The 20,533-nt window shown below is 60.5% G+C and carries 21 protein-coding genes; 16 read left to right on the top strand and 5 right to left on the bottom strand.

The features are described 5' to 3' along the window. The first annotated feature begins 208 nt into the window (after positions 1–208). The 15 genes from secG (at position 209) to A3722_RS01015 (ending at position 14,358) form a co-directional block, all read left to right on the top strand. A complete protein-coding gene (secG, locus tag A3722_RS01085) occupies positions 209–574 on the top strand; it encodes a preprotein translocase subunit SecG (RefSeq protein WP_067627076.1) in 366 nt (121 codons plus the stop codon). A 179-nt stretch (positions 575–753) separates the two neighbouring features. Next, positions 754–2,397, top strand: coding sequence for a CTP synthase (locus A3722_RS01080; RefSeq protein WP_067627074.1), 1,644 nt, complete (start codon positions 754–756; stop codon positions 2,395–2,397). 216 nt (positions 2,398–2,613) lie between these two features. Then, positions 2,614–3,405, top strand: a complete 792-nt coding sequence (locus A3722_RS01075) for a 23S rRNA (adenine(2030)-N(6))-methyltransferase RlmJ (RefSeq protein ID WP_067627072.1) — start codon at positions 2,614–2,616, stop codon at positions 3,403–3,405. A 3-nt stretch (positions 3,406–3,408) separates the two neighbouring features. Further along, positions 3,409–3,702: a DUF1330 domain-containing protein gene (locus A3722_RS01070; RefSeq protein ID WP_067627071.1), complete on the top strand. Its 294-nt coding sequence runs from the start codon at positions 3,409–3,411 to the stop codon at positions 3,700–3,702. 85 nt (positions 3,703–3,787) lie between these two features. Beyond that, positions 3,788–4,225: a tellurite resistance TerB family protein gene (locus A3722_RS01065; protein ID WP_067627069.1), complete on the top strand. Its 438-nt coding sequence runs from the start codon at positions 3,788–3,790 to the stop codon at positions 4,223–4,225. 36 nt (positions 4,226–4,261) lie between these two features. Next, positions 4,262–4,702, top strand: coding sequence for a tellurite resistance TerB family protein (locus A3722_RS01060; RefSeq protein WP_067627067.1), 441 nt, complete (start codon positions 4,262–4,264; stop codon positions 4,700–4,702). 111 nt (positions 4,703–4,813) lie between these two features. Beyond that, positions 4,814–5,590, top strand: coding sequence for an ABC transporter ATP-binding protein (locus tag A3722_RS01055; protein WP_067627065.1), 777 nt, complete (start codon positions 4,814–4,816; stop codon positions 5,588–5,590). Positions 5,591–5,614: 24 nt separating this feature from the next. Further along, the gene (locus A3722_RS01050; RefSeq protein WP_067627063.1) at positions 5,615–6,352 is read left to right on the top strand and encodes a transporter substrate-binding domain-containing protein; all 738 of its coding nucleotides are present in this window, start codon (positions 5,615–5,617) and stop codon (positions 6,350–6,352) included. A gap of 109 nt (positions 6,353–6,461) precedes the next feature. Then, positions 6,462–7,346: an ABC transporter permease gene (locus A3722_RS01045; protein ID WP_067627062.1), complete on the top strand. Its 885-nt coding sequence runs from the start codon at positions 6,462–6,464 to the stop codon at positions 7,344–7,346. Then, a complete protein-coding gene (locus tag A3722_RS01040) occupies positions 7,343–8,149 on the top strand; it encodes an ABC transporter permease (RefSeq protein ID WP_067627060.1) in 807 nt (268 codons plus the stop codon). Before A3722_RS01045 ends, A3722_RS01040 begins: the two co-directional genes overlap by 4 nt. Before the next feature lie 100 nt (positions 8,150–8,249). Continuing rightward, a complete protein-coding gene (locus A3722_RS01035; protein ID WP_067627058.1) occupies positions 8,250–9,584 on the top strand; it encodes a glutamine synthetase family protein in 1,335 nt (444 codons plus the stop codon). Positions 9,585–9,594: 10 nt separating this feature from the next. Then, the gene (locus tag A3722_RS01030) at positions 9,595–10,284 is read left to right on the top strand and encodes a type 1 glutamine amidotransferase (RefSeq protein WP_067627056.1); all 690 of its coding nucleotides are present in this window, start codon (positions 9,595–9,597) and stop codon (positions 10,282–10,284) included. Continuing rightward, entirely contained in the window at positions 10,284–11,645 is a 1,362-nt protein-coding gene (locus tag A3722_RS01025) for a glutamine synthetase family protein (RefSeq protein ID WP_067627054.1), read from the top strand. The genes A3722_RS01030 and A3722_RS01025 overlap by 1 nt, the downstream gene beginning before the upstream one ends. Before the next feature lie 14 nt (positions 11,646–11,659). Beyond that, entirely contained in the window at positions 11,660–12,964 is a 1,305-nt protein-coding gene (locus A3722_RS01020) for an NAD(P)/FAD-dependent oxidoreductase (RefSeq protein WP_067627053.1), read from the top strand. Positions 12,965–13,179: 215 nt separating this feature from the next. Beyond that, on the top strand, positions 13,180–14,358 hold the full coding sequence (locus tag A3722_RS01015) for a DegT/DnrJ/EryC1/StrS family aminotransferase (protein ID WP_067628408.1): 1,179 nt from the start codon (positions 13,180–13,182) through the stop codon (positions 14,356–14,358). 46 nt (positions 14,359–14,404) lie between these two features. On the opposite strand, the gene phaR is transcribed toward A3722_RS01015, so the two are convergent. The 3 genes from phaR to A3722_RS01000 all read right to left on the bottom strand — a co-directional run bounded on the left by phaR (position 14,405) and on the right by A3722_RS01000 (position 17,498). After that, complete coding sequence (phaR, locus tag A3722_RS01010) at positions 14,405–14,953, bottom strand: polyhydroxyalkanoate synthesis repressor PhaR (protein ID WP_067622929.1); 549 nt, start codon at positions 14,951–14,953, stop codon at positions 14,405–14,407. A gap of 143 nt (positions 14,954–15,096) precedes the next feature. Further along, a complete protein-coding gene (locus tag A3722_RS01005) occupies positions 15,097–15,540 on the bottom strand; it encodes a phasin family protein (protein WP_067622858.1) in 444 nt (147 codons plus the stop codon). A 152-nt stretch (positions 15,541–15,692) separates the two neighbouring features. After that, positions 15,693–17,498 carry a PHA/PHB synthase family protein gene (locus tag A3722_RS01000; RefSeq protein ID WP_067622861.1) on the bottom strand — a complete coding sequence of 602 codons (1,806 nt, stop codon included), beginning with the start codon at positions 17,496–17,498 and terminating at the stop codon, positions 15,693–15,695. A gap of 50 nt (positions 17,499–17,548) precedes the next feature. On the opposite strand from A3722_RS01000, the gene phaZ reads away from it, so the two are divergent. After that, positions 17,549–18,880 carry a polyhydroxyalkanoate depolymerase gene (gene phaZ, locus A3722_RS00995; RefSeq protein WP_067622864.1) on the top strand — a complete coding sequence of 444 codons (1,332 nt, stop codon included), beginning with the start codon at positions 17,549–17,551 and terminating at the stop codon, positions 18,878–18,880. Between the two features lie 9 nt (positions 18,881–18,889). Here the strand turns inward: phaZ and A3722_RS00990 are convergent, their stop codons facing one another. Beyond that, positions 18,890–19,600 (bottom strand): alpha/beta fold hydrolase, encoded by a 711-nt coding sequence (locus A3722_RS00990; RefSeq protein ID WP_067622867.1) that lies wholly within the window; start codon positions 19,598–19,600, stop codon positions 18,890–18,892. Between the two features lie 142 nt (positions 19,601–19,742). After that, positions 19,743–20,495 (bottom strand): alpha/beta hydrolase, encoded by a 753-nt coding sequence (locus A3722_RS00985; RefSeq protein WP_067622870.1) that lies wholly within the window; start codon positions 20,493–20,495, stop codon positions 19,743–19,745. Positions 20,496–20,533 lie beyond the last annotated feature (38 nt).

Genomic DNA, 20,533 nt, shown 5'->3' with positions numbered 1-20,533 from the left:
GGATAACCCTCTTACATATTGTGGTTGAGTACTGCTTCAAAAGACCGTCGCCCCCATGCGGCGGTCTTTGCTCGTGCCGCGCGTCCGTCTGGTGCCCCCTCCCCGCTTTTCACCCCGGTCCGATCGCTGCTCGGCGGCAATCCACCCTTGCCCCCATGGGCAAAGACGAATAGATACCCGCCAACCAAAACCGAAAGCTGTCGTACCCATGGAAAATGTCGTTCTGATCATTCACCTGATTCTGGCCCTCGGCCTGATCGCCGTGGTACTGCTGCAACGGTCTGAGGGCGGTGGCCTTGGCATGGGTGGTGGCGGCGGCGGTGCCGTTTCGGGCCGCTCTGCCGCGACGGCACTGGGCAAGGTGACATGGATCCTTGCCGCTGGTTTCATCGCCACCTCGATCACGCTGACCATCATCGCGGCGGAAAAATCCGCAGGCTCGTCGGTCATCGACCGGCTGAGCGCGACACCGCCCGCCCAGAACCAAGATGGCAGCCCTGCCCTGCCTGCGGGCGACGATCTGCTGCCGCCTTCCGCGGATGGCAACTCACCGCTGGTCCCTGCGGCCGATTAAGCTAACGAACACAAAACCTTGAGGCACGGCCTTGTTCCGCAACTGCATGTTGCGGCAGGCCTTGCCTCACACGCACGAATCCTGTAAGGCTTAAATCCCGTGGTGCTGCGGTTTTCCGCAGCGCGTTTGGCTGGTTTTTGCCTGCAACAAACTTTGATTTCACGGGGGTCTCCGATCACATGGCACGCTATATCTTCATCACAGGCGGTGTGGTCTCGTCGCTGGGCAAGGGTCTGGCCTCGGCGGCCTTGGGCGCCTTGCTTCAGGCACGCGGTTTTTCGGTTCGTCTGCGCAAGCTGGACCCCTACCTGAACGTCGATCCCGGCACGATGTCGCCGTTTGAACATGGCGAAGTCTTCGTCACCGATGATGGCGCGGAGACCGACCTCGACCTTGGGCACTATGAGCGCTTCACCGGCGTGGCCGCACGGAAAACCGACAGCATCAGTTCGGGCCGGGTCTATTCCACCGTGCTGGAGAAAGAACGCCGCGGCGACTATCTGGGAAAGACCATTCAGGTTATCCCCCACGTCACCAATGAAATCAAAGACTTCATCGATATCGGCGATGATGAGGTCGATTTCATGCTCTGCGAAATCGGTGGCACCGTGGGCGATATCGAAGGTCTGCCCTTCTTTGAAGCGATCCGCCAGTTCAGCCAAGACAAGCCGCGCGGGCAGTGTATTTTCATGCACCTCACGCTGCTGCCCTACGTCAAAGCCAGCGGCGAATTGAAGACCAAGCCGACGCAGCACTCGGTCAAAGAGCTGCGCTCCATCGGCATCGCGCCTGACATTCTGGTCTGCCGGTCCGAGGGCCCGATCCCCGCGAAAGAACGCGAGAAACTGGCGCTCTTCTGCAACGTGCGCCCGGATTCGGTGATCGCCGCGCAAGACCTTAAATCGATCTACGAAGCGCCCTTGGCCTACCACCGCGAGGGGCTGGATCAGGCGGTTCTGGATGCCTTCCAGATCACCCCTGCCCCCAAGCCGAACCTGCGCCGTTGGGAAGACGTGGCCGACCGCATCTACAACCCCGAAGGCGAAGTCAAAGTCGCCATCGTCGGCAAATACACCCAGCTTGAAGACGCCTATAAATCCATCGCCGAGGCGCTGACCCATGGCGGCATGGCCAACCGGGTCAAGGTTAACGTGGAATGGGTCGACGCCGAGATTTTCGACAGCGAAGACCCCGCGCCGCATCTTGAAGGTTTCCACGCGATCCTCGTCCCCGGCGGCTTTGGCGAGCGTGGCACCGAAGGTAAGATCAAGGCCGCGCAATATGCCCGTGAGCACAAGGTCCCCTACCTCGGTATCTGCCTTGGCATGCAGATGGCGGTGATCGAAGCCGCGCGAAACGTGGCCGGACTGAAATCTGCGGGGTCAGAAGAGTTTGACCATGAGGCAGGCAAAAAGCGTTTCGAGCCGGTGGTTTACCACCTGAAAGAATGGGTGCAGGGCAACCACAAGGTGGCGCGGAAGGTCGATGACGACAAAGGCGGCACCATGCGTCTGGGTGCCTATGACGCGACGCTGGCCGAAGGCTCGCGCGTGGCCGAAGCCTATGGCACCACCACAATCGATGAACGTCACCGTCACCGTTATGAGGTCGACATCGCCTATAAGGAACAGCTTGAGAAGGCTGGGCTGAAATTCTCGGGCATGTCGCCGGATGGCAAGCTGCCAGAGATCGTGGAATGGTCGGATCACCCGTGGTTCATCGGCGTTCAATTCCATCCTGAGCTGAAGTCAAAGCCGTTTGATCCACATCCCTTGTTCAAGGATTTCGTGCGTGCCGCGAAGGATGTGTCGCGGTTGGTATAAGATCGAAGGCCCGAGCGTTAAACGCCGGGCCTTTTTCTGTCTGGCAGCCATCACAAGGCCCGGAATCAAGCCGCAGGCGCCGGGCCATCGCCTGCCCGCCCGCCACGCCGCAGGCGTGCCATCATTCATTCGCCGCACCTGCGGTGCGACGGGTAGGCTATGGCCCTCTCCGCTCTTTCGCGTTGCACCCGCCAACCACTCCGCTACAGCTAGACCATGCTGAGCTATCAACACATCTACCACGCCGGAAACCTAGCAGACGTGCAGAAACACGCGCTTTTGGCGTGGATGCTGTCGTATCTCACCCGCAAGGACAAACCGCTCACCTATCTGGAAACCCACGCAGGCCGGGCGCTCTATGACCTGTCGGACGCGACGGCGGAAAAGACCGGCGAAGCGCGGCAGGGCATCGACAAGGTGGCCGGTTGGTTCGCCCCCGATCACCCCTATTCCCAAGTCTTGCAAGAGTTGCGCGAGACCCACGGCCCCCGCGCCTACCCCGGCTCACCTCTGCTGGCTGCGAAACTGCTGCGCCCCGATGACCGCATCCATCTGGCCGAGTTGCACCCGCAAGAGCATAGCGCGCTTGATCTGGCGATGTCGCCCTATCCGGTGAAATGCCACCTCAGCGATGGGTTCGAGATGGCCTTTGCCCTCACCCCGCCCACGCCGCGCCGGGGGATGCTGCTGATTGATCCCTCCTATGAGATCAAGACCGATTACGAGACCATCCCGCGCCAGATCGCCAAGCTTAACCGCGCGTGGAACGTCGGGATCATCGCCCTGTGGTATCCGATCCTGACCAACCGCGCGCATATACCGATGCTCGACACGCTCGCGGCCAACCACCCCGATGCGCTGCGCCACGAAGTGCGCTTCCCGCCTGCGCGCCCCGGTCATGGCATGGTCGGCTCGGGCATGTTCGTGATCAATCCCCCCTACGGGCTGGCAACTGAGGCGCAGAACCTCACCGCCCGTTTCGCCACTTTGACCCAACAGGAGAGATAACAAATGCCAAAGGGCTATTGGATCGCCACTATGGATATCCACGACACCGCGATTTATGATAAATACCGCGCCGCCAATGCCAAACCATTCGCGGATTACGGCGCGCGTTTCCTCGTGCGCGGCGGCACCCAACAAGTCCGCGAAGGCCAGATGCGCGCCCGCACTGTTGTCTTGGAATTCGACAGCTATGCCGACGCGGTCGCCTGCTACGAAAGCCCCGGCTACCAGCGTGCCAAAGACATCCGCCTGAACGTGGCCGATGGGTCTTTGGTGATCGTAGAAGGCTATGACAGCTAAATCCATGCGGACCATTGCAGGAACCAGCGCGCCCCACGCGCAGTTTCCTCTATGGCGACCCTGTTTCCTGCGATAAGTGAGCCCCATGCTGAACCGACTGTTCCCCCGCCGTAAGGCACAGCCGAAACCTTTGCCGCAGCCCAATGCTCAACTGGCACTGGGCGCGCTTTTGGTGCGTGTGGCCTTTGCGGATCGTAACTACCGCGCCTCTGAAATCGGCCAGATCGACCAGATTCTGGCGCGGACCTTTGGATTGAAACCGATTGAGGCCGCCAAGCTGCGCGCCACGTGCGAGGCGCTGGAGCGTGACGCCCCCGGCACGCCTGAGTTCACCCGCATCCTGCGCGAAGAGGTCGACTATGCCGACCGCAAAGCACTGGGCGAGGCGATGTGGCAGGTGGCCCTCTCGGACGGGGCGCGCAATGATGACGAGGAAATCCAGCTTGTCGCCATCGAAACCGCGCTTGGCCTATCGGATGAGGATATGGCCGCAGCCCGCGCCAACGCCTTGAATACGCTCTGACATTCCCTTTCCCCGCAGCAGGATGATAACGCACTTATGTTTGGTGACTTTCTCAAACGGCTGACCCAGCCCGAACCCGACCCATTGGCCGACAACGATGCCCGCCTCGCGCTGACCGCGCTTTTGGTCCGCATCGCCCGGTCCGACAATGACTACGCAATGAGCGAACGGCGCTTGATCGACCGGATCGCGGCTGAACGCCACGGGCTGAATGAGGCCGACGCCACCGCCCTGCGCGAAGAAGCCGAGGCGCTTGAGGCGCAAGCCCCCGACACCGTGCGCTTTACCCGCGCGATCAAAGACGCGGTGCCCTATGAGCGTCGGCTAGAGGTAATCGAGGCGCTTTGGCAGGTGGTTTTGGCCGATGGCAGCCGCTCTGATGAAGAAGACGCGCTGCTGCGGTTGGTGTCGAACCTATTGGGCGTCACCGATACCGACAGCGCCATGGCGCGCCAGCGTGTCGCCAAGGAAAGCTGACCTAGCGTCAGCACCGGTGCTGCGGTGCAACGCGGGCCAAACTCTGCGTTGCAATTTCCGTCGATTCGTCGCTTTATAGCGCACTGAAATGACAGATTGGCGACAGTTTCCGTGACGACAGATACCCCGGTTATCCAGATCAAGAACCTTCACAAAGCCTATGGCTCACTGGAGGTTCTCAAAGGGGTCGATCTGACCGCCCCGCGTGGCCATGTGATCTCGCTGATCGGCTCATCGGGTTCTGGAAAATCCACCCTTTTGCGCTGCTGCAACCTGTTGGAAGACAGCCAACAGGGCGAAGTGATTTTCAAAGGCGAACCGGTGCGCTGGAAAGGCAACGGCCACCAGCGCTGCCCGGCGGACGCCAAACAGGTGCTGCGCATTCGTACCAACCTGTCGATGGTGTTCCAGCAGTTCAACCTCTGGGCGCATATGTCGATCCTGCAAAACGTCATGGAAGCACCCCTGACCGTGCTGGGCCGCGACCGGGCAGAGGTGGAGCGCGCCGCGCGCGGCTATCTCGAAAAGGTCGGGATCGGCGACAAATGCGATGTCTACCCTGCCCAACTGTCCGGCGGCCAGCAACAGCGCGCCGCCATCGCCCGTGCACTCTGCATGGAGCCCGAGGCGCTGCTGTTTGATGAGCCGACCAGCGCGCTCGACCCCGAGCTGGAGCAGGAAGTCGTCAAAGTTATCAAGGATCTGGCCGCAGAGGGGCGCACGATGGTGATCGTGACCCACGATATGAAACTGGCGGCTGACGTCAGCGATCATGTCGTCTTTTTGCACAAAGGTCTGATCGAAGAACAAGGGACGCCCGAAGAAGTCTTCGGCGCGCCCAAATCGGAACGTCTGCGTGGGTTCCTTTCGGCAACCCAGCCTGCGTAAACAAAAACCAAAGGGAGTTACCAAATGAAAAAGATCCTACTGGCAAGCGCCGCGCTCAGCATGACTGCTGGTTTCGCGATGGCCGAAGCACATGGCAAAACCATCCGCATGGGCACCGAGGGCGCCTACCCCCCCTACAACTTCATCAACGACGCCGGCGAAGTTGACGGTTTCGAGCGTGAGCTGGGCGACGAGCTTTGCAAACGCGCCGAGCTGACCTGTGAATGGGTGAAAAACGACTGGGACAGCATCATCCCCAACCTCGTGTCGGGCAACTACGACAACATCATGGCCGGGATGAGCATCACCGACGAGCGGAAGGAAGTCATCTCCTTCACGCAGAACTACTATCCGCCGACCGCTTCCGCTTATGTTGCGGCCTCTGAGGATGCGGACATCGAAGGCGGCGTTGTTGCAGGTCAGACAGCGACCATCCAAGCCGGTCACGTTGCCGAAAGCGGTGCCACGCTGATCGAATTCGCGACCCCCGAAGAAACCGTCGCGGCCGTGCGCAACGGCGAAGCCGACGCGGTATTCGCTGACAAAGATTACCTCGTTCCGATCGTCGAGGAATCCGGCGGTGAGTTGATGTTCGTGGGCGACGATGTCCCGCTTGGCGACGGCATCGGCATGGGTCTGCGCCAGTCCGACACCGAACTGCGCGACACATTCGACGCCGTCATCACCGAGATGAAAGAAGACGGCTCGCTGAACGAAATGCTCAAAAAGTGGTTCGGCGACGACACCAACACCTACGAGTGATCCAACCTCAGGCGCGCCCTTCGCGGCGCGCCTGACCTTCCCTGCGCGGCACCCTCGCGCGGATCAGCCCTCGCGCAGCACCCTCGCGCGGACCAGCCCATGGGGGCCCATGTTTTCTTTCTGCTCTGACCCATCGATCCTGAACGACTGGTTCTGGACCGCCTGTTACCTGACAACCGGCGTTCATATGTCGTTCTACATGTCCTTCCTTAAGGTCTTGATGCTGCTTGCCGTGACCGCGCCTGTGGCGCTGGCCTTCGGCTTTGGCGGGGCCATGATGGCGCGTGCGCGTTTCGCGCCGCTGAGTTGGGTCGGCAAAGGTTATATCGCGCTGGTGCGCGGTGTGCCGGATATCGCCTTCTTTCTGTTTTTCGTCATCGCCTTGGATCAGGGCATCGAATACCTGCGTCACAAGGCGCTCTGTTCCGATTGGGACATGCCGGTCCGTCAAGGCAGCGATTTCGTGGTCTGTCAGGCCGCCAAAATGCCTTTGGGCAATGCCGCGCAATGGGTGCATGAGACCTATGGTTTCGGGCTTGCGGTCTTTACCTTTGCGATCGTCTTCGGCGCTTTTGCGGCCAACGTCCTGTTTGGTGCCATGCGCGCCGTGCCCCGGGCGCAGCTTGAGACCGCCGAGGCTTACGGCATGAACCACCGCCAGACCTTCTGGCGGGTGCTGGTGCCGCAGATGTGGGTCTATGCCCTGCCCGGTCTCAGCAACCTGTGGATGGTGCTGATCAAGGCCACGCCGCTGCTGTTTCTCTTGGGCGTCGAGGATATCGTCTATTGGGCGCGCGAACTGGGCGGCACCAAGACGCCGCGCTTTACCGACTATCCGCACCCCGACTGGCGCATGTGGTACTTCCTCGGACTGCTGGTGTTCTACCTGCTTTTTACCCGGATTTCCGAGATTTCATTGGACCGCCTGATGAAACGACTGACACGCGGCCAAGCCACCACCGGCGGCGAAGCCCAGCGGAGGGCCGGCGCATGAGCTGTCTGCAAACGATTCAGGACTACGGTCTGCGGTCCCTTGGCTATGGCGAACGGCTGCTGCCGCGCGAGGGTTTCACGCTTTGCGAACAGTTCACGCTGATCGGCTCAGGGATGCTGTGGAACATCTACTTTGGCGTTATCGCCCTGCTGACTGGCTTCTTCTTTGCCACAGCGCTTGGCGTTGGAAAGGCCAGTCCGAACCCTTGGTTCCGCAAACCGGCGGAGTGGTTCATCTTCATCTTTCGTGGCTCGCCGCTCTTTATCCAGTTCTTCTTTGGTTACTTCCTGTTTCTGTCGCTGAAGTCCGAATACGCTTTCTTCGCCCCCTTCACCGCGGCATGGCTTGGGGCGCTGATCGTGCTCTTTCTCAACACTGCCGCATATTCGGGCGAAATTTTTTACGGTGCGCTGCAATCCATCCCCAAGGGCGATGTCGAGGCCGCAGATGCCTATGGTCTGTCCGGTTGGTCGCGCTTTCGCCGGGTGATCTGGCCCACCTCGCTGCGGCTCGCTTGGCCCGCCTATACGAATGAGGCAATTTTCCTGTTTCACGCCACGACACTGGTGTTTTTCAGCGGTTTCCCGGCATGGCAACAGCGCGGTGATGCGCTCTATTACGCCAGCTATTTTGCCGACAAAACCTTCAATCCCTTCATCCCCTATCCCATTCTTGCCGGTTATTTCATCCTTCTGACGCTCTGCATCATCGGCGTCTTCGGTTTGATCAATTCCCGCCTCAACCGCCACCTGCCCCAAGCGCAACGCCGTAAAATTCGCTTGCGTCCTAATTTGATCCGGTAGTATCCATTATTTGATCAAATTACGCGGCGCGTGGGCGCCAACCGCTTTTGCCCTCGGGCGAACCGCTTTGTGACATGCCCACCGCCTTTGCAGGTGACGTATGAACAACTGGCTTCGTAAAAACCCCCAAGTCCGCACCATCCGTGTGGCCGCCGCCGATCTCAATGGCCAAGCGCGGGGCAAGCGCATTCCGTCGCGTTTTGCCGATAAGGTGACAACCGAAGGCACCCGCTTTCCGGTCTCGGTGCTGAACCTCGACATCTGGGGCGAGGATATCGACGACAGCCCGCTGGTGTTTGAAAGCGGCGATGCGGATGGCGTGCTGAAACCGACCGAGCGGGGCTTCATGCCAATGCCATGGCTCGACGCGCCCTCGGCCCTTCTGCCGATCTGGATGTTCCGCGAAGATGGCCGCCCCTACCCCGGCGATCCGCGCCATGCGCTGCGCGCGGTGCTGGACCGCTACAAGGCGCGCGGGCTGACGCCGGTATGCGCGGTGGAGTTGGAGTTCTTCCTCATTGACGACTCGGACCGCAACCTTCAGGTGCCGATCTCGCCCCGCTCGGGCAAACGGCGCAAGGCGGCCGAGACCATGTCGATCCGCGCGCTTGACCAGTTCGATCTGTTCTTCACCGATCTCTATGACGCCTGCGAAGAGATGGACATCCCCGCCGACACCGCCATTTCCGAGGCGGGTCTGGGCCAGTTCGAGATCAACCTGATGCATTGCGACGACGCCCTGCGCGCCGCCGACGACGCATGGCTGTTCAAAATGCTGGTCAAAGGGCTGGCGCGGCGGCACGGCTTTGCCGCAAGCTTTATGGCGAAACCCTATGAGGATTACTCCGGCTCTGGCCTGCACACGCATTTCTCGGTGCTGGATGAAAATGGCGACAACATCTTTGACGATGGCGGGCCCAAGGGGACCGACACGTTGCGCCACGCCGTGGCGGGCTGCATGAACGCGATGCGGGGCTCGGCGCTGGTCTTCTGTCCGCACGCCAACAGCTTTGACCGGATGGTGCCGGAATCCCATGCGCCCACCGGGGTATGCTGGGCCTATGAAAACCGCACCGCCGCGATCCGCATCCCTTCGGGCAGCCACAAGGCGCGGCGGATCGAACATCGGGTCTCTGGCGGCGACGTGAACCCCTATCTGATGCTGGCCGCCGTTCTGGGCGCGGCGCTTAACGGGATCGAAGACGCGGCAGAACCGCCTGCCCCGATCACCGGCAACGCCTATGCCGCCGATCTGCCGCGCATGCCCAGCGATTGGAAAACCGCTATCGACTTGTTTGAAAGCTGCCCCCATGTCGCACGGATCTTTGCCCCCGAGATGGTCCGCAACTTCGTGCTGACGAAACGCCAAGAATTGCATTACATGCAAGAATTGACCCCAGAGGAACAGGTCGAGATCTATCTCGACACTGTGTAACAGGTGACACATGAAAATCGGCATTCTTCAAACCGGCCATTCTCCCGAGGACTTCCGCGAACAGCTGGGCGACTATGGCGAAATGTTCACCAAGCTGCTGGACGGTCATGACTTTGACTTTCAAATCTGGTCGGTCGTCGATGGGATCTTGCCCGAAAGGGTGGATGAAGCCGATGGCTGGCTCATCACCGGGTCCAAACACGGCGCTTACGAGGATCACGACTGGATCCCGCCGCTGGAAGACTTCATCCGCGAAACCTATGCCGATGGCCGCCCGATGATTGGCGTCTGTTTTGGCCATCAGGTCATCGCCCAAGCGCTTGGCGGCAAGGTCGAAAAGTTCACCGGCGGCTGGTCGATCGGCCGCACTGAATACGACATGGACGGAGACAAGCTGGCGCTCAACGCATGGCATCAGGATCAGGTTGTCGAACTGCCCGAGGGTGCCAAGGTCGTCGCCTCGTCTGATTTCTGCCCCTATGCGGCGCTGGCCTATGACAACCGCATCTGGACGGTTCAGCCACATCCCGAATTCGGCCATGATTTCATCGACGGGCTGATCAAAACCCGTGGCAAGGGCGTGGTGCCAGACCACCAGCTTGAACAGGCGACCGCCGCGCTTGGTGGCCCCATTGATAACCAAAAAATCGCGGACCAAATGGCCGCATTCTTCAAAGACAACAGGAAAGAGAGGGCCTGATGGCCGAGGATTGGACAGAAGCACTACCCGAAGCGGCGCGCGCCTATCTTGAGGGCCGGCGTCTGGACGAAGTGGAATGTATCATCCCCGACCTGCCCGGCATCGCCCGCGGCAAGGCTGTCCCGGCGTCGAAATTCGCGCGGCAGGATTACTTTCACCTGCCCGACAGCATCTTTTACCAGACCATCACCGGTGAATGGGGCGAAGCGGCAGGCGACGATGGGTTCATTGAAAAAGACATGATCCTGCGCCCGGATATGGACACGGCCACCGCCGCCCCATGGACCGGGGACTGGACGCTTCAGGTCATCCACGACGCCTATGACCGCAACAATGAGCCGGTGGCCTATTCGCCGCGCAATGTGCTTAAACGGGTGGTGCAACTGTACCGCGACAAGGGATGGGAGCCTGTGGTGGCCCCTGAGATGGAATTCTTCCTTGTGGCGCGCAACATCGACCCGGCCAAGGAAATTCAGCCGATGATGGGCCGCTCGGGCCGCCCCGCTGCGGCGCGGCAGGCCTATTCGATGACCGCCGTGGATGAATTCGGCCCCGTCATCGACGACATCTATGACTTCGCCGAGGCGCAGGGTTTTGAGATCGACGGCATCACCCAAGAAGGCGGCGCTGGCCAGCTTGAGATCAACCTGCAGCACGGCGATCCGGTACGGCTCGCCGACGAAGTGTTTTACTTCAAACGCCTGATCCGCGAAGCGGCGATGCGGCACGAGTGCTACGCCACCTTCATGGCCAAGCCGATTGCCGATGAGCCGGGCAGCGCGATGCATATCCACCACTCGGTGCTCGACGTGAAAACCGGCGAAAACATCTTTGTCGATACGGATGGGGAAGAGACTGCGCCCTTTCAGCATTTCATTGCCGGGCTGCAAAACCACATGCCTTCGGCGTTGGCCGTGATCGCGCCCTACGTCAACTCCTATCGCCGCTACGTCAAGGATCACGCCGCGCCGATCAACCTTGAGTGGGGCCGCGACAACCGGACCACAGGCATCCGCGTGCCGCTCTCGGGGCCGAAATCGCGCCGGGTTGAGAACCGTCTCGCGGGGATGGATTGCAACCCCTACCTCGGCATCGCCGCCAGCCTCGCCTGCGGTTATCTGGGCCTGATCCAGCAGAAAGAGCCGCTGCCCGAATTCAAGGGCGACGCCTATGTCGGCGAAGGGGACATCCCCCAAGTTCTGGGCCAAGCGCTTGATCTGTTTGAGGAAGCCACAGAGTTGCACGAGGCTTTGGGTCCGGAGTTCGCCCGCGTCTATTCCATCGTGAAACGGGCGGAATACGAAGAGTTCCTTCAGGTCATCTCGCCTTGGGAACGTGAACATCTGCTGATGAACGTCTAACGCCCGGAGGCCCGATGAACCTGCTATACGCCAACGACACGCCCGGCCAGTACCCCACCAGCTGGTACGCCGCCACCGCCACGAAGCACGCGGCCCACCCGCCGCTTCAAGGCGACACCAAAGCCGATGTCTGTGTCGTTGGCGGGGGCTATACCGGCCTTTCGGCCGCGCTGCATCTGGCCGAGGCGGGCTATGACGTGGTGCTCTTGGACGCGCAGCGCGTGGGCTTTGGTGCGTCGGGCCGCAACGGCGGGCAGTTGGGGTCAGGCCAGCGGGTTGAGCAGGACGGTCTTGAGAAAATGCTGGGCCACGCGCATGCCACCAAGCTCTGGGAGATGGGGCAAGAGGCCAAGGCGCTGGTCAAATCGCTGATCGAAAAGCATGAGATCGACTGCCAACTGAAACCCGGCGTGGCATGGACCGGGTCAACCGCCTCTGACGTGCGGCATCTGCACGACTATGCAGAGCATCTGCAAAAGAACTACGGCTATGATGAGATCGAGGTGCTGGATCACGCCGCGCTGCAATCGGTTTGCCCCTCGCCCGACTACAAAGGCGGTGTGCTGGATATGGGTGCGGCGCATCTGCATCCGCTGAACTATGCGCTTGGCCTTGCAAGCGCCGCCGCCGCCGCGGGGGTGCGCATTCATGAGACAAGTCCCGCCGAGAACATCGTCGAAGGCAGCAAGGCACTGGTGCAGACCGCCACCGGCAGCGTCACCGCCGACCATGTGGTGCTGGCCTGCAATGGCTATCTGGGCAATTTGAATGGTGAAGTGGCGGCGCGGGTCATGCCGATCAACAACTTCATTGCCGCCACCGAACCCTTGGGCGACCGCGTAAACGATGTGCTGCCCCGCGACGTGGCGGTGGCTGACAGCCGGTTCGTGGTGAATTACTTCCGGCTGTCGCACGACGGGCGCCTGCTTTTCGGGGGGGGCGAAAGCTATGGCTACCGGTTCCCGCAGGACATCGCCGCCAAGGTGCGCAAACCGATGTCGCAGGTCTTTCCGCAGTTGAAGGATGTTAAGATCGACTATGCTTGGGGCGGCACCTTGGGCATCACGATGAAGCGCCTGCCCTATGTCGCGCGGCTGGCGCCGAACATCTTATCGGCCTCGGGCTATTCTGGCCACGGCGTCGGTACGGCGACCCACGCAGGCTATCTGATGGCCAAGGCGATCGAGGGCAATGCCGATGGGTTCGACACGATGGCCGCGATCCCGACGCAGGCATTTCCGGGTGGCGCCTCTCTACGCAGCCCGCTGCTGGTGCTGGCCATGCTCTGGTATGCGACGCGGGATCGGCTGGGTCTTTGACTTCGGCGGCGTGAGCGGCAATGGCGGGGGGGTCGTTTTGGGCGGGCCTGTAAAAAGAGGGGGCGCTGCCCCCATCGCGCCGGGGGCGCGATTCCCCCGCGGGTATTTAAGAAAGAATGAAGGAAGAACTGGGGTGCAGGCTGCGCTGGTCTTCTCTTGGCCTGAGCGGCGCGTTGTTTTACAATTCTGGAAATCATTATTCAGGATTTTGAAATATGGCTTTGCCCGACATGCACCGCGCCGAACCTATCCCCGCTGAAGCCGAGGCCGCCATTGCGGCGCTTTTGCAAAGCGGCGATCTTTTTCGCTACACCGCTGCAAAGGACGCACCCGTTTCCTTGCTGGAGGTCGAATTTGCGCAGATGATGGGCAACGAATATGCGCTGGCCGTTTCTTCATGCTCTGCCGCGCTGTTTCTGTCCTTGCTCGCCTTGGACCTGCCGAAAGAGGCGTCGGTGTTGATCCCCGGGTTTACTTTCGCCGCCGTGCCCTCTGCGGTGATCCACGCAGGCTGCAAGCCGGTGCTTTGCGAGGTAGGCGAGAATTACCGTGTCGATCTTGAGGATTTCGCCGCCAAATTGCCCGGTGTTCAGGCCGTGATTATCAGCCATATGCGCGGGCATACGTCGGATATGGATGCGATCATGACACTTTGTGAGGCCGCCGATATGCCGGTGATCGAAGACGCCGCCCATTCGCTGGGTACGCTTTGGCAGGGGCGAAAGATTGGCACGATTGGCAAAATCGGCTGTTTCTCTTTTCAGTCCTACAAGATGATCAACGCGGGCGAAGGGGGCATCTTGATCACCGATGATGCCGATTTGGTGGCCCGTGCCATCATCATGTCGGGCGCCTATGAGCATAATTGGAAGAAACACGCAGCCCTGCAAGACAGCTTTGCCACGTGGCAGAACCGGCTGCCGCTTTACAATCTGCGCATGTCGAACCTGTCGGCGGCGATCATCCGCCCGCAACTGTCGCATCTGCCGCGCCGGGTGGCGGATGGGCTGCGCAATCATGATCACATGGCCGCGCGGCTGGCGGCCTCACCGTTGATCGATGTGCCAAGCCCGCTGCCCGGAGAGACCCGCGCGCCGGATTCGATCCAGTTCAATCTGGTGGGCCTGCCCGATGCCACGATCCGTGCCTTCGCCGCGGCGGCAGAGGCGGCGGGTGTGAAGGTGCAGGTCTTTGGCCAGAGCAGCGATAACGCCCGGGCTTTTTGGAACTGGCAATTCATCGAAGACCTGCCTGACCTGCCGCGTACCCGCGCCATGTTGATGCGGGCCTGTGACGTGCGCCTGCCGGTTCAGTTGACGCTGGATGAGATCGACGCTGTGGCGGATGTGATCTTGGCGGCGCTGGCCGATGTGGCGGATGCGCAGGCCGCATAGGGTGCACCGAAAGGAGGGAGGGCAGGGCTCCCTCACCGGGAGTGGGTCAGTTCAGCTTTGACAGTTTGTCTTGCAATTCGGCCAACTGCTTTTTGATCGCATCCAGATCATCGCCCTGTTCGGCCTGCTGCTTGGGTGGTTCCGGTGCGGTCGATTTGGCCCAGCCCCCTGTCATCGCTTTCATGAAGGCTTCTTGCTGCGCCTGCATCGCTTCCATGCCGGGCATTTTGGCCATTGGGTTCATCGCGCTCATGTTTTCGACCACTTTGCTCTGCCCATCGCGGAGCATGTCGAAAGAAGCCTGCAAGAACTGCGGCACCACCGAAACATTGCCCGACATATAGCTGCGGACTAGATCGGTCAGCACATCGACCGGCAAGACGGCTTCGCCCCGACTTTCGTGTTCGGCGATGATTTGCAACAGATATTGCCGTGTCAGGTCATCGCCAGACTTCAGGTCAACGATCTGAACCTCACGGCCATCGCGGATGAAACCGGCGATATCCTCCAAGGTGACGTAATCGCTTGTTTCGGTATTGTAGAGCCTGCGGCTGGCATAGCGTTTTATCAGCAAGGGCTTCGGTTTGTCCGCCATGATGTTACTCCCGACCAGTGGTGCTGCATCGCAGCTTAGGACAGGGATCAGCAAATAGAAAGAGCGCATGACAAAAGGGCAGGCCCGATTGGACCTGCCCTTTTTCTAGGCATCATGCCGAGAAGATAAAACCGACGGGCGGTTTACTTCACGGTGGATTTCTTAGCAGCAGCCTGAGCGTTCTCGGCTGTTTTGGTCGCTGCGGCGGTGGCGTCGCTCTGGAATTCTTTGCCAGCCGACATCATCAGCTCAACAGTGTCCATCTGCACCTTTTTCGCGATCTCGGCGAAGGCGGCCATATGCTCGGCCGCGGATTCAGCGGAGGCGGAAGCGAAATCGGTCATCGCTTTGGCGTAGTCTGTGGGCTCGGCTTTGACTTTGGTCATCTCGGTCAGGCGGGACAGAGTTTCTTTGGTCCAGGCGGTGGAGATATCAGCCGATTTTTCAGCCGCGTCAAAAGCAACGCCCGAGAGTTTCTCGTTCAGGGAGGCGGTGTTTTTGAATGCGTCTTGCATGGCGGCGTTATCCACGGGGAAAGCGCCCATAATGTCTTTGAACATCGCGGTCATGTCAGGTGTCTTGGTCATGTCTCAATCCTTTTACTGCTACTGTGGCAAGGGAGCGGGAAGACCCGTCCGTTTCGCGTCTGACCACAATATAGATGCCGCAGTGCAGCATTTCAAGGTTTTTTCTGCATTGCAGCATAAGCTGCTTAGCGCGCTAAGATTACGTAAGGTAATCAGTCATTTGCCTTGCGGGCCACATAGGCGCCCGGCGCGTCGCCAAGTACCTCGCGGCCATCATCGCCGGGAAAGCGCGCGGGAATCATAGTGCCTGCACGTTTGACCAGCCACTTGCCCCACCGCGGCCACCATGACCCTTCGTGATAAGTTGCGGCCTCGCGCCAGGCTGCGTAATCTTGGCTAAGATCACCGTTCACATAGTGGCCGTATTTATTGCGGCTGGGCGGGTTCACGATGCCCGCGATATGGCCTGATTGCGCCATGATGAAGGTCTTGTCCTTTGAACCCATCTGCTGCACGCCGCGGTAGCAGTCTTTCCACGGCGCGATATGGTCGGTCTCGCAGGCCACAGCGCAGAGCGGCACCTCGATATCGTCGAGGGTCAGCCGCTCGCCCAGCAGTTTATACCCGCCCTCGGCCAATTCATTCCGCTGGCACAGGCCGCGCAGATATTGCATCGCCATTTGCCCCGGCAGATTGGCCCCGTCCCCGTTCCAATAGAGCAGATCAAAGGCCGGTGGGGTCTCTCCCATCATATAGCTGCGCACGGCGGGGCCATAGACCAGATCGTTGGAGCGCAGAAAAGAGAATGTCCGCGCCATGACCACGGAGGGCAGGATGCCCTTGTCCGCCGTCTCGGCCTCGATCCCGTCGATGAAGTCATTGGTGAGGAAGGGCTGGAATTCGCCCTGATCCGAGAAATCGGTGAGCGCGGTGAAGAAGGTCGCGGATTTGATCGACGTGTCGCTGCGTTTTTTCAACAGCGAGAGCGTCAGCGCCAGCGTGGTGCCTGCAATACAATATCCGACGACATTCACGCGCTTTTCATCCGTGATCGCCTTCACCTCTTCAATCGCTGCGAGGTAGCCTTCTTCGACGTAATCCTCCATGCCGATCTGGGCATAGCTGACATCGGGGTTCACCCATGAGACGACGAACAGCGTGTGCCCCTGATCGACAAGCCATTTGACGAGGCTGTTCTGCGCCTTGAGGTCGAGGATGTAGAACTTGTTGATCCATGGGGGGAAGATCAGCAACGGGGTCTTGTGCACCTCTTCGGTGCTGGGCGTGTATTGGATCAGCTCGAACATGCGGTTGCGAAACACCACCTTGCCGGGCGTGGTGGCGATGTTACGGCCCAACTCAAAGGCGCTGTCATCCGCCAGTTTGACGACCAACTCGCCGTTGTTGGCCTCCAAATCAGCGATCAGGTTTTCCAGCCCCTTCACAAGACTCTCGCCTTCTGTCTCTACCGCGCGCTCCAAAACATCGGGGTTGGTGGCAAGGAAATTGGTCGGCGACATCATCGCGATGATCTGCTGGCTGAAATAGACCAGCCGCTTCTTCTCGGCCGGGTCCATGTCTTGGGCGTCTTCGACCGCTTGGCGCAGCGCTTCGGCGTTGATCAGATACTGCTGCTTGATGAAGTTGAAATAGGGATGGGTTTGCCACAGCGGATTGGCAAAACGTTTGTCGGTGGGCGCCTCCCCCTCGACCGGGGCCAGCCCGCCCTTGGCCAGCGCCTGCTGCGCCTCGACGAAATGGGCGACCGATTTGGTCCAATAGCCCATCTGATGCTCCATCAAACGGGCCGGATTTGTCATCGCCTCGGCCCAGTAAGACTGTGCTGCTTTCGCGAAAAGTTGTTGGTTCGGCCCGTCCAACGCGGGCTGATGGCCCTCGCGCTGCGACATCACGCGGGTCAGGCGCTTACTTAATTCTTCAACCTTTTTCAGGTTTTGCGCCATTCGAGACAGGGCTTGAGGCTCAGTGATCTCGGGATTTTCGGATTCTGTTGTCATCTTAACCCTTACCTCCTATCTTTGCAGGTGCAGCATAAAGGAGCCCCCACATGCGCTATATGGCCACCTACGACATGATGGAGTCCATCCGGAATACCAATCAATGGCTCGGCGCTTCGGCGCTTGCTATGGCATCCTACCCGGCTTTTTCTCTGTTTCCAAACCCTGCGATGGAATGGTTGGCGGCATGGGGCGAAGTGACGGAGCGTAGTTTCGCCCGCATGGTCGTGAAACCCGACTGGGACATTCCCCCAGTGGTCGGCCCCACGGGCCAAGATTGTCTGGTCAGCATCGAGCCGGTGATGGAACGCCCCTTTGGCGATCTGCTGAAATTCTCGGTCCAAGGCCGCAAAGAGACGGGCCGCAAGGTTCTGCTGGTTGCGCCAATGTCCGGTCATTATGCCACGCTCCTTCGGTCCACCGTGATCTCCCTGCTGCCTGATTGCGACGTCTATGTGACAGACTGGCACAATGCGCGTGATATTCCAGTTAGCGCAGGCAAATTCGACATCGAGGATTATACGCTCTACCTCGTTGATTTCATGCACCACCTTGGCCCCGACACCCATGTGATCGCGGTTTGCCAGCCTGCCCCGCTGACCTTGGCGGCCACCGCCTATCTGGCCGAGGAAGCGCCCGAGGCGCAGCCGCGCTCGCTGACGTTGATTGGCGGCCCGATTGACCCGGATGCCGCGCCTACCGATGTGACCGACTTTGGTCATAGTGTCACCATGGGCCAGCTTGAGCAGTTGATGATCCAGCAAGTCGGCTTCAAATACGCGGGCGTGGGCCGCAAGGTGTACCCCGGTCTGTTGCAACTGGCGTCGTTCATTTCGATGAACAACGACACCCACCGCGATGCCTTTACCAATCAGATCACCCGCGTAGCGCAAAAAGCGGCGCATGAGCATGACAAACACAACAAGTTCTACGACGAATACCTCGCCGTGATGGACATGCCGGCGGAGTTCTATCTGTCGACCGTGCAGCGCGTGTTTAAGGAACGTGAGATCGCGCGGAACGTCTTTACCGTGGCGGGCCGTCAGGTCGATATCGGCAAGATTACCACGGTGGCGGTCAAAACGGTTGAGGGCAGCAAGGATGACATCTCGGCCCCCGGCCAATGCATCGCGGCGCTTGATCTGCTGACCGGTCTGCCTGATTCCAAAAAGGCCAGCCATCTTGAAGATGGGGCGGGCCACTACGGGATTTTTGCAGGCAAAAGCTGGCGCAACAATATTCGGCCCTTGGTGCTGGACTTTATCGATGCCAACAATGGCCAGCCCGAGCCGAAAACGCCCGAGCCTCAGAAATCCAAGCCTCAGAAACCCGTGTCTCAGAAATCTGCGCCCAAGAAGACCGACAAACCGGCAGCGGCCTGAGCCGCCGCCCTATTGCAGCACCAGAGGTTGATGCAGCCAGTCGCGCAGCGCGGCGGTTGTGGCCTCTGGTGCCTCTAGGCTGGGCCAATGGCCTGCATCCTCCAGCACCGTCAGCTTGGCGTAGGGGATCATCTCGGCCATGAAGGCGTGGCGTTTGACGGGGCAGAGCATGTCATGCTCCCCACAAAGCACCAGTGCCGGCACCTTGCATTTGCGCAGCACGGCTTGCTGGTCCCGCCGCCGTTGCAAGGCACGGGACTGGCGCACAAAGGTATCGCCGCCCAGTGTCTCGGCCATTTCCATCGCGCGGGTCAGCACCTCGCCCCGTCCCTTGCCGGGGGCGAGAAAGCCCGAGGCCATCCGCGCCTGCATCGCCTCCCCCAGCTTGCCGGATTGCGCCATGATGATCTGCGGCTCCCGGTCCGCGGCGATGGCGGGCAGTTCGGCCAGCACCTGCGTCGCCAGCAAGGCAATGCGGCTGATCCGGTCGGGGGCGCGACGCAAAAGCTCCAGCGCCACCACACCGCCCATGCCCTGCCCCACCAACGCGAAACGCGGTGGCAGTTGATCCAAAAGGCCCGAGGCGATCTCTTCGATCCGTTCCCCTTGGGTGATCGGAGCCAGCACCACCGTGCTGCGCGGGGAGAGCGCTCGGACCTGTGGTGTAAAGACACGGGCATCGCACATCATGCCGGGCAGCAGAACAAGCGGCTCAGCCATTGCGCAGGATCCGCTGCGGTATGCGGTTGAAATGACGTGGTTTCATGCCGTCCCCCTTGGGTTTGGCGGTCTCTTAGCATGGGTGGTTTGGGGTGGCATCGGGGGCGCGACCTTATCGGCGGTTCCATGCCCGCGCCTTGGGTCAGCCCTCTCTACCGGAAACCTCGTTTATTGCCGCGACGATCATCGCCAGACAGCGCGCGTCTGAGAAGCGGTGATCGGCGTCTTTGACCAGCGTCAGTTGCATATCAGGGCTCTGCGCGTGCTCCAGCAGCCGCACCGCCGTGGCCGTGCTGACGGCGGTGTCCGCCGTGCCCTGCAGCAAGCGCACGGGGAACGGCAGGTTCAGCGGATCGCGCAGCACCAACCGCTTGCGCCCATCCTCGATCATGCGGCGGGTGATGACATAGGGCTCCATATAGTCCGACGGCAGTTCGACCTGCCCGACCTTTGCCAGCGTCTGTTTCTGCGCCTCGGTGAAGTTCGCCCAGTATCCGTCTTCGGTAAAATCAGGTGCGGCGGCGATGCCGACCAGCCCGGCAATACGCTCAGGCCACTGCCGCGCCAACAGCAGTGCCTGCCAGCCCCCCATGGACGACCCCACAACGATCAGCGGCCCCTCGGTCAGCGCCGTAACTGCGGCCAGCGTATCTTCGTGCCAATCGCCGATGCAGCCTTCGGCAAAGCTGCCCGAGGATTCCCCGTGACCGGAGTAGTCGAATCGCAGAAAGGCCCGCCCCTCGGCCCGCGCCCAGTCTTCGAGATAGACCGCCTTGGTCCCCATCATGTCGGACTTCAGCCCGCCGAGGAAAACAACGCAGGGCCCCGCCCCTTCGGTCTTGTGATAGGCGATGCGCCGCCCCTCTGGGGAGTCGATGAATTTGCTGTCTGCCATGCTGCCTCCGTCTTTGGCCCAATCATGGGCATCGCCGC

Origin of the sequence: Sulfitobacter sp. HI0027 (assembly GCF_001634775.1) — a bacterium.
Taxonomy (GTDB): Bacteria; Pseudomonadota; Alphaproteobacteria; order Rhodobacterales; family Rhodobacteraceae; genus Sulfitobacter.
This window is presented reverse-complemented; position numbering and strand designations above follow the sequence as displayed.

Excerpts from the sequence above, each read along its gene's own strand:
- A3722_RS01005 (WP_067622858.1), bottom strand. The coding sequence starts at position 15,540 with ATGACCAAGACACCTGACATGACCGCGATGTTCAAAGACATTATGGGC.
- A3722_RS00990 (WP_067622867.1), bottom strand. The coding sequence starts at position 19,600 with ATGGCTGAGCCGCTTGTTCTGCTGCCCGGCATGATGTGCGATGCCCGT.
- A3722_RS01035 (WP_067627058.1), top strand. The coding sequence starts at position 8,250 with ATGAACAACTGGCTTCGTAAAAACCCCCAAGTCCGCACCATCCGTGTG.
- phaR (WP_067622929.1), bottom strand. The coding sequence starts at position 14,953 with ATGGCGGACAAACCGAAGCCCTTGCTGATAAAACGCTATGCCAGCCGC.
- A3722_RS01050 (WP_067627063.1), top strand. The coding sequence starts at position 5,615 with ATGAAAAAGATCCTACTGGCAAGCGCCGCGCTCAGCATGACTGCTGGT.
- A3722_RS01040 (WP_067627060.1), top strand. The coding sequence starts at position 7,343 with ATGAGCTGTCTGCAAACGATTCAGGACTACGGTCTGCGGTCCCTTGGC.
- A3722_RS01045 (WP_067627062.1), top strand. The coding sequence starts at position 6,462 with ATGTTTTCTTTCTGCTCTGACCCATCGATCCTGAACGACTGGTTCTGG.
- A3722_RS01015 (WP_067628408.1), top strand. The coding sequence starts at position 13,180 with ATGGCTTTGCCCGACATGCACCGCGCCGAACCTATCCCCGCTGAAGCC.
- phaZ (WP_067622864.1), top strand. The coding sequence starts at position 17,549 with ATGCGCTATATGGCCACCTACGACATGATGGAGTCCATCCGGAATACC.
- A3722_RS01075 (WP_067627072.1), top strand. The coding sequence starts at position 2,614 with ATGCTGAGCTATCAACACATCTACCACGCCGGAAACCTAGCAGACGTG.
- A3722_RS01025 (WP_067627054.1), top strand. The coding sequence starts at position 10,284 with ATGGCCGAGGATTGGACAGAAGCACTACCCGAAGCGGCGCGCGCCTAT.
- A3722_RS01080 (WP_067627074.1), top strand. The coding sequence starts at position 754 with ATGGCACGCTATATCTTCATCACAGGCGGTGTGGTCTCGTCGCTGGGC.
- A3722_RS01020 (WP_067627053.1), top strand. The coding sequence starts at position 11,660 with ATGAACCTGCTATACGCCAACGACACGCCCGGCCAGTACCCCACCAGC.
- A3722_RS01000 (WP_067622861.1), bottom strand. The coding sequence starts at position 17,498 with ATGACAACAGAATCCGAAAATCCCGAGATCACTGAGCCTCAAGCCCTG.
- A3722_RS01060 (WP_067627067.1), top strand. The coding sequence starts at position 4,262 with ATGTTTGGTGACTTTCTCAAACGGCTGACCCAGCCCGAACCCGACCCA.
- A3722_RS00985 (WP_067622870.1), bottom strand. The coding sequence starts at position 20,495 with ATGGCAGACAGCAAATTCATCGACTCCCCAGAGGGGCGGCGCATCGCC.
- A3722_RS01070 (WP_067627071.1), top strand. The coding sequence starts at position 3,409 with ATGCCAAAGGGCTATTGGATCGCCACTATGGATATCCACGACACCGCG.
- A3722_RS01030 (WP_067627056.1), top strand. The coding sequence starts at position 9,595 with ATGAAAATCGGCATTCTTCAAACCGGCCATTCTCCCGAGGACTTCCGC.
- A3722_RS01065 (WP_067627069.1), top strand. The coding sequence starts at position 3,788 with ATGCTGAACCGACTGTTCCCCCGCCGTAAGGCACAGCCGAAACCTTTG.
- secG (WP_067627076.1), top strand. The coding sequence starts at position 209 with ATGGAAAATGTCGTTCTGATCATTCACCTGATTCTGGCCCTCGGCCTG.